We start from the raw sequence: 13,089 nt of genomic DNA, 5'->3' as shown, positions 1-13,089 counted from the left end.
TGATAATGTTATTTAACAGCTGCGATCGCTTCTATTTCAAAAAGGGCTCCTTTGGGGAGTGCCGCCACTTCCACACAGGAACGGGCAGGTTTATTGTCTCCGAACCTCTTCTCATAAATTGCATTGATTGCCGCAAAATCATTGATATCGTCTAAAAATACGGTAGTCTTGATCACATCATCCAGCGATAATCCTGCCGCTTTCAGCACTTCGTCCAGGTTGATCAGCGCCTGGTCCGCCTGGGCTTCCACTCCTTCCGGAAGAGTTCCGTTCTCCGGGTCCAGCCCAAGCTGTCCTGAAGTAAACACAAATTCACTCGCTTTTACCGCATGGCAGTACGGTCCCACTGCTGCGGGAGCTTTCTGTGCATTGATGGTTTCACATGTCATACCTGCTTCCTCACTTTCCAAAAAATAATTAGGTTCATACAATTTTTTTGTATCAATATTATAGCACAGACTGTATCCCGCGTCCATGCTTTTAGCTACTTATGCTCACCCTGAGCTTTTTATTTTGCTGATCGGTCTTTTTCATGCTCTTTTCATCCGGGGCATCTTTCGTTGCATAGTAGTCAATATAATAAAATAATTCTTTTTTCAGACCGCTGAACGTATAAGTATTCCTGCCTTCTTTTAATTCCATCATCTGAGGTTCCCCTTTTTCATCGATGTTGTTCAGTGACAGCACCGGTTTCAACGAAAGATCCGCCTTTGAAATATCTTCAAATGAGACCGTAAGCTTTCCGCTCTTTGACTGAAAGACATTTCCGATGACAAGGTCTCCGAATGTACCCTTTGTCCCGCCGGTCTTCTGCATAGCATCCACATCGAAGTAGAGGACTCCGTTTTCGCTGAATTTCATGAAACGGCTGCCTTCAAAGACAAGCTTTGAGGCGTCCGTTTCCTGATCGGTCTTTACAAATCCGTCAAACAGAGGAGTCACAGACTTCTTTTTTGCTTTAACATCGTATTGGATCAGAGAAACATTTTTAAACATCTGATCTTCCTTCATATATACCCCGGATGGATAACCGAGAAAATCTACGGTGCGGTCATTTTGGATCATCGCATTGGAGTCATTTTGTCCTTGCTCCATCAGCTCCCGGATCACTTCTTCCTTCGAGTGTCCGGCAAACTTCTTTTCACCTGTCTTCTGAATATCTCCTTCATAGACATCATCAAAGGCCTGTTTTTGGTCAGACAAAGTCTGTTCCTTCACATCATAGAAATAGTCCTTAACCGTATCTTCCCCTTTTGTTCTTAAAAGCCGTACCACATTTCCGTCGCCGGATACAATAATCTTCGTCTCGGTCTCTCCATCCTCGGAAAATAATTTCATTTTTACCAGATCCAAAGCTGCGGTGACTTTCTTTTCCTTCATGTCAAAGACATAAAAGCCCTGGGAATTATGGAACATCACCCTTTGGTCCGAAGCGTAGTCCAGTTTTGGAAAGTCCGAAACCTCGTCTTTTTTGGTCGTCTCTCCTATGAATGCTTTCAGTTCTTTTTCTGATACAAAAGGCTTTTGCTCTCGTTCAGCTTTTTTTTGACATCCGGACGCTGCCAGAGCAAGCATAACTGCCGCTGCCAGCATAAGAATCCTAATTTTTCTTTTCATGGTCTCACTCCTTTATTTGATCCACTTCGGAGACGGATAATATCGAAAGCTCGCTTTTCCTATGATCTCTTCCCTGGTCACATAGTGGGTCTGCCATTCTCTGGCGTCATTGGAACTGTTCCGGTTGTCTCCCATGACAAAGTACCCGTTCCCGGGCACTTTATACGGTCCAAAATCGTCCACAGGCTCCTCTTTGATATAAGGTTCCTTCAGGGGCTTTTTACTCCCGTTGATATAAACCTTTCCGTCCTTTACCTCGATCGTCTCTCCCGGAAGCGCGATAACTCTCTTAATATACCACTCCGACTCATCATCCGGATACTCAAATATAATCACATCCCCCCGTTCAGGCTCACTGAACAGGTATGCGGTCCTGAATGCAATAAGTTTATCTCCGGTCATGATGGTATTTTCCATGGAACCGCTTGGTATACTGGCATTGACTATGACGAAATTTGTGATAAACAAAGTAATAGCCAGAGTGGCAGCAATACAGACAATCCAGCTTCTGACCTCTTTCCTGAAGTTTTGTTTTTTCTTATTCTCTTGTTCCTGTTCTTTTTCCATAGATGTCTCCTATACCTTTGCAAAAAACCTCTTTGCCGTATCTGCAAAGAGGTTTTTTCATTTTTAGTCTGTGTATCCTCTGCGGATAATCTCATGTCTGCCGGGTCCGTTGGAGATCAGAGTAATCGGATATCCGATCTTCTCCTCGACGAACTCTACGTATTTTCTGCAGTTTTCCGGCAGATCCTCATATTTTGTAATTCCGCGGATGTCACTCTTCCATCCCGGAAGTACTTCGATCACCGGTTTTGCTTTCTCCAGATCACCGGTTGTCGGAAAATCGGTAGTTATTTCCCCATCAATATCATAAGCGACGCAAACCGGAATTTCTTCTAGATAACCGAGGACATCGAGCACAGTAAATGCCACGTCTGTCGTTCCCTGCATCCTGCATCCGTACTTGGAAGCCACGGTGTCGAACCATCCCATCCTTCTCGGACGTCCGGTCGTTGCCCCGAATTCGCCGCCGTCTCCGCCGCGTTTTCTGAGCTCATCGGCTTCTTCCCCGAAAATCTCACTGACGAAGGCACCTGCTCCTACGGCACTTGAGTATGCCTTGACTACGGTGACGATCTTCTTGATCTCGTATGGCGGAATACCTGCACCGATGGCTCCGTATGCCGCTAAAGTAGAAGAGGATGTCACCATCGGGTAAATACCGTGGTCCGGGTCCTTTAACGAGCCCAGCTGGCCTTCCAGGAGAATGGTCTTGTTTTCTTTCATCGCTTTGTGAAGGAACAGGGATACGTCGCAGACATACGGCGCTACCATCTCCTTGTACTCCATCAGTGTTTCATACAGCTCATCCGGGTTGAGAAGCGGTTTGTGGTAGAGATGCTCAAGCAAAACATTTTTCGTCTCACAGATCCTGATCAGTTTTTCTTTTAACGCTTTTCCGTCGAACAGCTCGTTGACCTGGAAGCCGATCTTTGCATATTTGTCTGAATAAAACGGTGCGATCCCCGACTTTGTAGATCCGAAAGACCCTTTCCCCAATCGTTCTTCCTCGTATTCATCAAACAGGATATGGTACGGCATAACGATCTGGGCACGGTCGGAAATGAGGATATTCGGCTTTGGCACACCCTGGGAGACGATTTCCCCAATCTCCTTAAAGAGCACAGGGATATTCAGTGCCACACCGTTTCCAATAATACTGGTTGTATGATCATAGAATACACCGGATGGCAGCGTGTGAAGCGCGAACTTTCCGTAGTCGTTAATGATGGTATGCCCGGCATTCGCTCCTCCCTGGAAACGCACGATAATGTCAGAAGTCTCACCTAACATATCCGTGATCTTACCTTTTCCTTCGTCGCCCCAGTTAGCTCCAACTATTGCTTTAACCATATGTGTATCCTCCTAATTATCAATGACGTGTCCTCGCCATTTTCTTTTGCATAAAGCGAACAACATTTTAATATTATATTGTTTTGTCTCATGTGTCAAGAATCCGCAGGGAGATTCCTACTTTTCTTTCACAGAAAAGAAGGAATCTACGCGGTGTTTATAATCCAGCAGGGAATTGTACTGCAGATACTGATAGTTTGTCAGCCATTTATCTTTATCTTCCTCATCCTGGGTCGCAACATTTTTACCGTCTTTTGTCACATATCCGTTGGCATTGATCGCCGGGATCTGTTTCTCCAGTTCTTCCAGATACTGATTATACGGAGTCAGTTTTAAATTTGTCTGCTTGAGCATCAGCGTGGACAGATAGTTGACACTGGTGAGCTTTACATTTTCCTGTTCTTTGATATCATAGTTTGCCCAGATGACAAACGGAACGGTAAATTTCTTCTGCATCTCCTTGATGCTCAGACTGTTTAAGTCCTTTCCGTAGAGAAGTTCATAAAACTCATCTTCCAGTTTCGGCTGATGGTCCCCGAACATCACAACGATGGTCGGCTCTTTTTGATCCTTAAAATAATCGATCAGCTTTTTAAATGCCCGGTCGGATTCATGGATCAGAGACAGATAGCGCTCTGCAGGCTCTGTCTTCTTCTCGTCTTCAATCGTAATTTCCTGCTTGAAGTTATCGTCCGGAAGCAGATATCCGCCGTGGTTCTGAATCGTTACATTAAACATAAACAGAGGATTATCTGATTTTCTATTCTCAAACGTCTCTATGATCTTATCGTAATCAGACTCATCACTGACCCATCCTCTGATTCTCCTGACTTTGGATTCATCCAAGGATGACTCATCCAGGAAGTTCTCGAATCCTAGCAGCGGATACACGCTCTGTCTGTTCCATGCATTCGGCTTATATGGATGGAATGCGGTCGTGTCATATCCCTGTTCTTTTAACTGGGTGGCGAGACTCGGCACTTCGTGTTTTACAAACTGTGTATAGGCATTTCCGTTCAGCGGAAGAGAAGACACTGAGTTTCCTGTGAGGAACTCATACTCAGAGTTGCTTGTTCCTCCTCCGAATACCGATACAAGCATATCGCCCTTGATCGTATTTTCTTTCATGGAATTGATATAAGGCATCACTTCTTTATTTGTCTTGATCTTGTTGACCACATTCAGATCAGAAAATGTCTCGTTCATGATGACGACCACATTTGGTTTTTGCTTCAGAGCCTTATTCTGTCCGGTTGTCACCTCATAATTTTTGGCAATGTCTTTTACCTTATCTACACTGTATCCTTCCGGTTCCGTTCCGAGGAGATACTGCACATTCAGGAGGAAACTTAACACAAAGCCATTTCTTTTATAGCCCTTTTTCTGATTGAAGAATTCTACCTTTACATTTTTTGATTCCAAAAAATTTACTCTCGTACAGAGAAAGCTCTGTCCTATTGTAACTGCTGCCACTACAATCAGTGCAATCAGCCGCTGTTTCCATCGGAATGCTTTTATAGTATCCAGTTTCCATGCAATGATACAGAGTGCGAGGCAGATGATTGTTGCAACAATGGCTGCTTTATTATAAGACAATGTATAATGATCTGCCACATCCATCGCGGTACCGAACGCCCAAATGTCTGCCGGTGTGATCGGAGTTCCCCGGAACTGCATAACAAAGTAGTTACCGATGGCACATCCGTATAAAAGTAAATCTCCTACAATGACTGCGTATTTTGTCCTGTTAAAGATCAAAAGCAGAATTCCAAAAATAACATAGAACCAGATGATATTCAGCGCATAAGAAAAAACTCCCATAACGCTGATCGGATTGTAGAATACTTTTTCCACCATATAAAAAGCCAGCCACGGATTCACGATGAATAATGCCCATGACATCCATTTATTCAGCTTTTCAGGAATTTTAATCTGTACAAGCAAGAGCACGATCAATCCTAATGCAATTGCAATCGTCAGACCAATGGCCCACATATCAATTTGAGTAGTCCACATTTTTGCACAAAGACGGATCTCTGTTTTCTGTCCGTTTTTTATGAGCGGCTCAAAAATTGATCCCATATCTCTGGACGTATAAATATACAGCGGATCATCTTTCTTAATTCCGACCCCCTTGATCTCGTAAGTATAAGTTTCGCCTTTCTCTAGTTTCTGGTTTACGATTGCCTTATACCAACGATCTTCATCCAGTTCTCTTCTTCTCATCGTGGCTTTTATTTCAGCTCTTCCATCCACTTCTTCCATGGTCGGAGTTACGTGAAAAATAATATTTCCTTTGGAATCCTTAATACTCAGTTCAATCCTTCCAGGCCTTGCATCACCAAAGTTTCTCCCTATACGGAATTCTAATTTTTCTGCCATAGTAAAATTAGCTTTGAATTCCTGCGTGATCGTATCTCCATCTGCAACCGGGATCTTTTCCATACCGCTTTCAGGCACGCCTTTTGCCACCCGCTCCGCGAACTGATCTTTATTCTTGATACACAGAACACAGAATAAGATCAGACACACAATGATAAAATATTTTCCAAACTTATGAATAAAGTTATGAATTTTTCCTAGTTTGTCTTTGAAACCATTTGATTTACTGTTCATGTTTTCTTCCCACCTAATTTTGTATTTTTTTAAGCCTGCCCCTCTCTCTCCTTAAAAATTTCCAAGTATTTTAAAATCTTTTACTTCCGCCCGGATGCCGGTCAGAGCATTGCGTATGCCCGGTTCATTTAAGTTTCCGGCCACATCTATATAAAATCCGTATTCCCACTGCCTGTTCGGAAGCGGCCTGGATTCAATATTCGTCATGCTGACATCATTGAACATAAAATGTGCAAGAATGTTATAAAGAGATCCCGTCTCATGCGGAAGAGAAAAACTGATGCTCACCTTCCCGGCATCTCCCCGGTACTGTTTTTTCTTTGACATGACCACAAAACGGGTGCAGTTATTTCCTTCGTAATTCACATTGCGCTTCAGTACCTCCAGTCCATAGAGCTTTGCCGCCCGCTCGCTGGAAATTGCAACCTTGGTCGGGTCATTGTCATCAGCAACTTTTTTGGCCGCCACCGCCGTATTCCTTATGCGGACCTGATCCCATCCGGTCTCGTCCAGAAATTGTTTGCACTGCATCAGTCCCTGTGGATGTGAATATACCTTGGTCACCTTGGAAAGATCTGTTCCCCTGATGCCTACAAGAGCATGATTGCACTCTACCGTCTCTTCTCCGACTACACATACGTCATGATTCAGGAGAAGATCATAAATGCCGCTCACAGTACCTGCGGAAGTATTCTCGATGGGCAGGATACCATAATCTGCCTTTCCCTCATCCACTGCCACGACCACATCTTTAAACTCATCGGCCGTAAAATGGCTGATATTCTCTCCGAAAAACTGAATCATGGCCTGTTCCTGATACGCTCCGGGAATCCCCTGATATACAACTTTTGTATCACGGTTGATCTCCAGCTTATCTACCTCTTTAAACATTTTGCGCACGTAACTGTCTTCTTCCGACAGGAGACTATACTGGTATCTGCGCCCGATGGACATGAGCTGCAAAAAGAGTTCCTCTGTCCCCTTCTTTAAAAACTCCGGTCCGACTTCGCCGGTGAGTGCCTCTATCTTCTGCTGTTCCCTCTCCCTGTCATAGATCGGCTTGCCTGTTCCCTTTTTATACTCCGCAACCTCTTCGGAACAATGCATCCGCTCTTCAAACAGGCGGACGATCTTTCGGTCAATCCGGTCTATGTCCTTTCTTATGTCAAGTAAATCTCTCATTTTTCTTCCTTTTCCTCCAAAGCATCTTTTAACTCCAGGATCGTTTTGTTCAGAAGTGGATGCCTCTCATAAGGTGCTATCTGTGCAAGAGGCTCCAAAACAAAACTCCGTTTCGGAATCTCTGTATGAGGTATGGTCAAATGCTCCCCATGAATCACTATGTCATCATACAGCAAAATATCCAGATCCAGTGTCCTGGGGCCCCAATGCACGAGCCGTTCTCTGCCCGCATTGTTTTCCAGTCTCTGCAAATATCCGAGGAGTTCCTCAGGCGTCTTCAATGTATCGATACCGATACATCCGTTGATAAATTTATCCTGCTCCGTATATCCGTAAGGTTCTGTCTCCACAAGGTCTGACATACAGGCCATCCTGAGATCATCTTCCTGTTTCATCTGTTTTACCGCTTCGTTTATATACTGCATCCGGTCCCCCATATTTGAACCGATTCCGATATACGCCCGGTGCCACTGCCTCTCGATTTTTACAGAAACACTCTGAATCGGCAGTCCAATCGGAGCCCACGGTTTCTTAACTTCCACCTCTGTCTTCTTTATCAAGTCAAATTCCTTAAGAAGCCGCTCTGCAATTGTTTCCGCCACCCGTTCGATCAGATCAAAGGTATTTCCTTCCATGATCTCCCGAATCCGATGGCATACTTCCCCGTAGTTGACGGAATATTCTATTTTATCACTCTTGCCGGCCCGTTTTGTATCTGTATACAGTACTGCGGACACAAGAAATTTCTGTCCCAGGACTTTTTCTTCTTTATATACGCCGTGATTGCAGTAAATCTCCAGCTCTTTTATAATAATCTGATCCATCTTCCCCGCTCCTTTAATAACGGCAGATTGCCTCGATCATAGTGAGGGCGCGCCTGTTTTCCTTAACGTCATGAACCCGGAACATCCGGCAGCCTTTCATATATCCGCTCACCGTAGTGGCCACAGTACCCTCTGTCCTCTCATCTGCCGGCAGATCCAGAGTAAATCCAATCATAGATTTTCTGGATGTACCGAGCAGTACCGGCACCTGAAACTCAAGAAGAAGTTCCAAATGGTTCATGAGCATCAAATTTTGTTCCAAAGTCTTTGCAAATCCAATGCCCGGGTCCAGCAGTATCTGTTCTTTCCGCATGCCGGCCTCCTCGGCAGTCTGCATAGTCTCCCTGAGATCCTTTATCACATCACTCAAAAAATTTTTGTAATCTGTATTCTTCCGGTTATGCATAAGGCAGGCCGGAAGGCCTTCCCTGGCCAGCAGCGGAGCCATTTTTCCGTCCCACTTGAGCCCCCATATGTCATTAATCATATCAGCGCCTGCACGGATGCCTTCTTTAGCCACCTGCCACTTGTATGTATCCAGGGAAATGACCGGATCAAACTCTCTTCTCAGGGCCTCAATCACCGGAGCTGTCCTCTCGATCTCTTCATCTGCGGTGATCTTTTCATGTCCCGGGCGGGTGGATTCCCCTCCGACATCAATGATATCCGCCCCTTCGCCAAGCATTTGCTCCGCATGCTTCAGAGCTGCATCCAGGCGGGTGTATCTTCCTCCATCCGAAAAAGAGTCCGGAGTCACATTGAGTATCCCCATAATATATCCATGGTTTTTTATATCAAATTGTCTTTTGCCTATCTTCATATCCAGCTCCTAATACCGATATATGTTGTTTTTCTTCTCTTCCGGCCAGTAGCATTCTTCTCTCGCCTTACAGTTGCCGCAGTCCCTGGAGAGCTTGTCTGCCCGGCCAAAAAGGCAGGAAAGCTTATCACTGTCCGGCCTTCTGTGGGACCCTAATAAAAGCAGAATCGTGCTCCGCTCCTCTATATTATAAGGAGACTCAGATAAAATAGCCGAGGCGATCGAAATGCCTGCCTCCTCATGTGGAATTCCCTCGGAATACTGCTTTCCTCTTCCGATATCGTGCAGAAAGCCTGCGGCATAGATCACATCTTTCTTTACGTCAAGCCGTTCTTCAAGCACAAGGATATAAGCAATCCTGGAAACCGCCAGAAAATGCCCGGTGTCGTGGAGACAAAAGGCCCTTCCTTTCTCCGCATCCTGAATCTGCCGGTAAGCACTCTGATATTCCGGATGATTCGTGATATATGAAAGCCGCTTCACTGCTCTAACCTCTCAGTTCTTTTAAAAATGACAGGGTTCCGAACACGACGATAACATCGTCCTGTCCGCATTCCTTCTTAACCTTCTGATAACATTCTCCAAGACTTCCTCCTTCGGTCACTTTCCGGTAAAACGGACGGGCAGCGTCAGCCAGCACCCCCGAAGGCAGGGCACGGTCACCTTCCGGTGTCACCGCGTAAATTTCATCTGACATTGGAGACATAATCTTTAACATCTGCAAATAATCTTTATCCGACAATACTCCCATTATATAGATTATTTTTTTATTTGTAAAATTCTTTTGAAGGAACCGTAAAAGCTTTTCGGCTCCGTCCGGATTATGAGCTCCGTCGCAATAAACCTCAGGAACCGCGCAAATACGCTGTAATCGGCCATCCCATACAGCATTTTTTAATCCTTTTCTTATGGAATCCTGCCGAAAAATATAAGATTTTTTTAAGATTTGGATAGTCTCCAGAGCGACTGCGGCATTACAGATCTGGTGCTCCCCAAGCATACCGATTTCCATATTCGGGTACTCTGTTCCATCTGCGCAGACGTAAGAAAATTCTGCGCCCTTTAAGTTTTCGGATAAGACGTCAAGACGGCTTGCCTCTGCAAAGATGAGAGACACATTTTTTTCTCCTGCGGCCTTCTCTATCACTTCCCTGGCCTCAAAAGTATTATCGTAAGAAACTGCAGGACATCCTTTTTTCAAGATACCTGCCTTCTCACCTGCGATCTCCTGAATAGTGCTGCCGAGATACTGGGTATGGTCATAGCTGATCGACGCAATGACTGTACAGATCGGATGCTTTATCACATTCGTTGCATCCAGTCGTCCCCCAAGTCCTGTTTCCAGAAGGACTGCGTCCACTTTTTTATCGAGAAAATAAAGAAATGACAGGGCAGTCTCCATCTCGAAGACTGTCGGATGCTCTTTTCCGTCTCTGACCATCTCCTCCGCTGTTTTTTTTATTTTCTCCATATAAAAGCAGAGATCTTCCTTTGTGATAATCTCATCGTTAATACGGAACTTTTCTTCATAGCAGAAAGAAGCAGGAGACACATATCGTCCTGCTTCATAACCCTGTTCTTTAAATACAGACGCAAGAAACGCCAGGGTGGAACCTTTTCCGTTGGTGCCTGCTATATGAACGATCTTCAGCCGGTCCTGGGGATTTCCGAGACGGTTTAACAATTCCCTGATATTGTCAAGTCCTAAAATACTTCCAAACTTATTTGCACGTCCGATAAATTCCATTGTCTCCTGATAGTTCATGAAAGCTGCCTCCCTGTCTCATCTTTTTGTCTGTTCAGAAAGAAGAGCCTCTCTTACGACGTCCTCAATCTTCTTTACATATACGATCTCAATATTTTCTGTGATCTCTGTATCAAATTCCCTGACATCCTTTTCATTGGCCTTTGGCACGAGTACTTTTGTCATGCCCGCGCGTTTTGCTGCCAGCATTTTTTCTTTCAGTCCCCCGATTGCCAATACCTGTCCCCTGATCGTCACCTCTCCGGTCATTGCCACAGTCCCCCGGACTTTTCTTCCTGTGATAGCCGAGAGGAGGGCAAGGGTCATGGTGATCCCCGCAGACGGTCCGTCTTTGGGTACTGCACCTTCCGGAATATGGATATGGATATCGTGGTTTTCGAAGAAATCATCCTTGATCTTATATTTGCCGCTCTTGCTCCGGATATAGCTCACTGCGGCCTGGGCCGATTCCTTCATCACATCACCAAGGGACCCTGTGACGATAAATTTTCCCTTCCCCGGCATTGTGTTTACTTCCACGTTGAGCATGACTCCTCCGACACTGGTCCATGCCAGCCCGTGCACGATTCCCACCTCGTCCTTCAAGTTTTCTTTTTCCAGTTCATACGGCGCCGTGCCCAGATAATCCCGGACTGCTTTTCTCGTCACCGTCACCTTTTTCTTCTTCCCCTGATAAATATCCTTTGTAACCTTGCGGGAAACATTTCCAATGGTTCTCTCAAGGCTTCTCACACCCGCTTCTCTCGTATAACTGGCGATCAGCAGTCTCAGGGCATCATCCTTCCAGACAATTTCCTTCGGAGTCAGCCCGTTGGCTTCCATCTGCTTTTTTACCAGATAATTTTTGGCAATGTGGAATTTCTCGTTTTCAGAGTAACTGGAAACTTCTATGACCTCCATCCTGTCTAAAAGCGGCTTGGGGATCGTGGACAGATCATTTGCCGTGGCGATGAACAGTACATCACTTAAATCCAGCGGCACTTCCAGATAATGATCCCGGAAATGTTCGTTCTGCTCTCCGTCCAGAACTTCCAGAAGTGCCGATGCCGTATCTCCTCTCTGGTCCTTTCCCACCTTATCCACTTCATCCAGGAGCATCAGAGGATTGCGTACTTTGGCCTGACGGATCGCTGCCACGATCCTTCCCGGCATAGCTCCCACGTAAGTCTTCCTGTGCCCCCGAATCTCAGACTCGTCTCTGACGCCTCCGAGGGATAGTCTCACATATTCTTTGTGGGTTGCCTTGGCAATCGACCTTGCGATGGATGTTTTTCCCGTTCCCGGAGGTCCCACAAGACAGAGGATGGCCGCGTCCTTTTTCTGGCTCATGGCCCTTGCCGCCAGATATTCCAGAACCCGCTCCTTAACCTTTTTCAGTCCGTAGTGATCCTCTTCCAGAATATTTTCTGCTTCCTCCAGATCCATGGAATCTTCGGAAAGTTTTTCCCATGGCACATCCAGCATAATCTCAATGTAAGTTCTGAGCACCGCGCTCTCGGCGGCACTGTTTCCCATAGCCTGAAACCGGGAGATTTCTTTCTTAATCTTGTCCTTCACTTCTTCGCCTGCTTCCATTTCAGAAAGCTTGCGCAGGAACTCATCGGCTTCGTCTGCGATATTGGTCTCTCCAAGTTCTTCCCGGATCACCTTGAGCTGTTCTCTCAGCATATATTCACGCTGATTGTCATCGATGTTCTCTTTCACTTTCTCCTGGATATCCAGCCTAAGATAAGCCAAACGCAGTTCCTGTTCCAGAAGCACAAGCATCAGCTCACATCTCGGTTTTAAGTCCATTTCTTCCAGGAGCTTCTGTTTGTTCTGCAGAGAAAATGGAAGATGGGTTGCCAGATGGTCCACAAACACTTCCAGATCCGTCTGCATGAGAATATAACTGTATACATTGGGGTCCATCTGATTCCAAACCCCGGTATATTTTTCAAAACTTTCTTTCAAAGCGCGGAATACCGCCTCTTTCTCATCCTGTTCAAATTCCTGCTGCTCCGTGTGCTGATAGGCCGCTTCTACCCGAAATATCGGTTCTTCCTCACAAACTTCAAGAATTTCAGCCCGGAACATACCCTCGGCAAAAACCCGGATAATATTTTGAGGCAGTTTTACTACCTGGCGGATTCTCGCCAATGTCCCGATCTGGTAGAGATCGTAGGATTTGGGATCTTCCATCGCCGGATCGATCTGATTGTCTAAAAAAATCATCTGATCGTTCTGCATGGCTTCCTCGATCGCACGCACCGATTTACTCCGTGAGACATCAAAATGAATCACCGAATTCGGATATATGTATTTCCCCCTCAGCGCAAGCATCGGTAATACTTTTTTCATCTGCTTCT

Annotated in this window: 11 protein-coding genes; all 11 read right to left on the bottom strand. The window is 45.4% G+C overall.

The window, feature by feature from the left end; all coding sequences use genetic code 11:
- Positions 1 to 8: 8 nt before the first annotated feature.
- Positions 9 to 389: a RidA family protein gene (locus tag P8F77_RS04065; protein WP_024728418.1), complete on the bottom strand. Its 381-nt coding sequence runs from the start codon at positions 387 to 389 to the stop codon at positions 9 to 11.
- 91 nt (positions 390 to 480) lie between these two features.
- Positions 481 to 1,617 carry a hypothetical protein gene (locus tag P8F77_RS04060; protein ID WP_024728419.1) on the bottom strand — a complete coding sequence of 379 codons (1,137 nt, stop codon included), beginning with the start codon at positions 1,615 to 1,617 and terminating at the stop codon, positions 481 to 483.
- A 12-nt stretch (positions 1,618 to 1,629) separates the two neighbouring features.
- Positions 1,630 to 2,184, bottom strand: a complete 555-nt coding sequence (gene lepB / locus P8F77_RS04055) for a signal peptidase I (protein WP_024728420.1) — start codon at positions 2,182 to 2,184, stop codon at positions 1,630 to 1,632.
- Positions 2,185 to 2,247: 63 nt separating this feature from the next.
- Positions 2,248 to 3,534: an adenylosuccinate synthase gene (locus P8F77_RS04050; protein ID WP_024728421.1), complete on the bottom strand. Its 1,287-nt coding sequence runs from the start codon at positions 3,532 to 3,534 to the stop codon at positions 2,248 to 2,250.
- 117 nt (positions 3,535 to 3,651) lie between these two features.
- A complete protein-coding gene (locus P8F77_RS04045) occupies positions 3,652 to 6,150 on the bottom strand; it encodes an alkaline phosphatase family protein (protein ID WP_024728422.1) in 2,499 nt (832 codons plus the stop codon).
- A gap of 51 nt (positions 6,151 to 6,201) precedes the next feature.
- Positions 6,202 to 7,332, bottom strand: coding sequence for a chorismate mutase (locus P8F77_RS04040; protein ID WP_148459866.1), 1,131 nt, complete (start codon positions 7,330 to 7,332; stop codon positions 6,202 to 6,204).
- The gene (gene folK / locus P8F77_RS04035; protein ID WP_287518551.1) at positions 7,329 to 8,156 is read right to left on the bottom strand and encodes a 2-amino-4-hydroxy-6-hydroxymethyldihydropteridine diphosphokinase; all 828 of its coding nucleotides are present in this window, start codon (positions 8,154 to 8,156) and stop codon (positions 7,329 to 7,331) included. Before folK ends, P8F77_RS04040 begins: the two co-directional genes overlap by 4 nt.
- A gap of 13 nt (positions 8,157 to 8,169) precedes the next feature.
- On the bottom strand, positions 8,170 to 8,976 hold the full coding sequence (gene folP, locus P8F77_RS04030) for a dihydropteroate synthase (RefSeq protein WP_270431662.1): 807 nt from the start codon (positions 8,974 to 8,976) through the stop codon (positions 8,170 to 8,172).
- A gap of 9 nt (positions 8,977 to 8,985) precedes the next feature.
- Positions 8,986 to 9,459, bottom strand: coding sequence for an HD domain-containing protein (locus tag P8F77_RS04025; RefSeq protein WP_024728426.1), 474 nt, complete (start codon positions 9,457 to 9,459; stop codon positions 8,986 to 8,988).
- A 4-nt stretch (positions 9,460 to 9,463) separates the two neighbouring features.
- Positions 9,464 to 10,741 carry a folylpolyglutamate synthase/dihydrofolate synthase family protein gene (locus tag P8F77_RS04020; RefSeq protein ID WP_024728427.1) on the bottom strand — a complete coding sequence of 426 codons (1,278 nt, stop codon included), beginning with the start codon at positions 10,739 to 10,741 and terminating at the stop codon, positions 9,464 to 9,466.
- Between the two features lie 18 nt (positions 10,742 to 10,759).
- On the bottom strand, positions 10,760 to 13,081 hold the full coding sequence (gene lon / locus P8F77_RS04015; RefSeq protein ID WP_024728428.1) for an endopeptidase La: 2,322 nt from the start codon (positions 13,079 to 13,081) through the stop codon (positions 10,760 to 10,762).
- Positions 13,082 to 13,089: the final 8 nt, after the last annotated feature.

The organism is Anaerostipes sp. PC18 (assembly GCF_039789045.1).
Lineage (GTDB): Bacteria > Bacillota > Clostridia > Lachnospirales > Lachnospiraceae > Anaerostipes > Anaerostipes hominis.
Note: the sequence above shows the minus strand (reverse complement) of the source record. Positions and strands in the feature narration are given on the sequence as shown.